At 44.3% G+C, this 831-nt stretch carries 1 protein-coding gene; it reads left to right on the forward strand.

Annotated features, from left to right (window positions below):
• A partial coding sequence (locus DC345_RS31930; protein ID WP_181586798.1) for a hypothetical protein occupies positions 1-831 on the forward strand: 831 nt, incomplete at both ends.

Consider the following 831-nt stretch of genomic DNA (forward strand, 5'->3'; position numbering starts at 1 on the left):
TATCTAGCGTTACAACTGAAAAATGCTCAGGGCATCGTGTTGCCATTTAATGAAGTATTTAGCGGAATTACGTTACAAACGAATGACAATGGCACTGTGGATAAGATTCCAGATACCAACCGTGAAAAAGCAGACTTTGGAATTGGAGGATTCGATAGCTTTAAAACGGTGCTGGCTCAACCGACAGGCGAAAACAGTTTGTTCTATGGCTTGAGACAGTCTAATGGAGTGGCTCATACCGTCGGATTTAAAGCAGATACAACTCGGAAAATTAACCTGACAGTAGCAGCTAAAGATGATGCAGCGGTGGGAATCTATACGATTACGATCTATGCTGCTCAACAAGGCGCTGGATTTAAGTCTCAGGGAGAAGCACTGAAATATACTGTAGAAGTGAAGGCGGCAAGCCAAGACCAAGATCAAGCAGCGCCAGTTGATCTGGATTCAACAGCTGTGACTGAACTAGGGGAAGACGGGACAATTACAGGTGTAACAGAAGCAATGGAGTATCGCTTGAAAGATTCGCAGGAAGACTGGAAGCAAGTTGTGGGTACCAAAATCACAGACTTGGCAGCAGGAACCTATGAAGTTCGCTATGCAGCAAAAGAAGGTTACAATGCTGGAGAGGCAACTGAAGTGACAGTAGCGGCTTACGCAGCACCAGATACTTCAGTAACCAAGATTGAGGAAGCAAGTGACCTGAATAGCGGAGCAGTAAGCTTCAATTGGAGTTCTAAAAACGGAATCGGTAGTAAAGACAAATTGGAAAACACAAGTGGAAGTAGCTACGAATACTATTCAGACGGTGCGTATCTAGCGTTACAACTGAAA

Source organism: Paenibacillus taichungensis (assembly GCF_003287275.1).
Taxonomy (GTDB): domain Bacteria; phylum Bacillota; class Bacilli; order Paenibacillales; family Paenibacillaceae; genus Paenibacillus; species Paenibacillus taichungensis_A.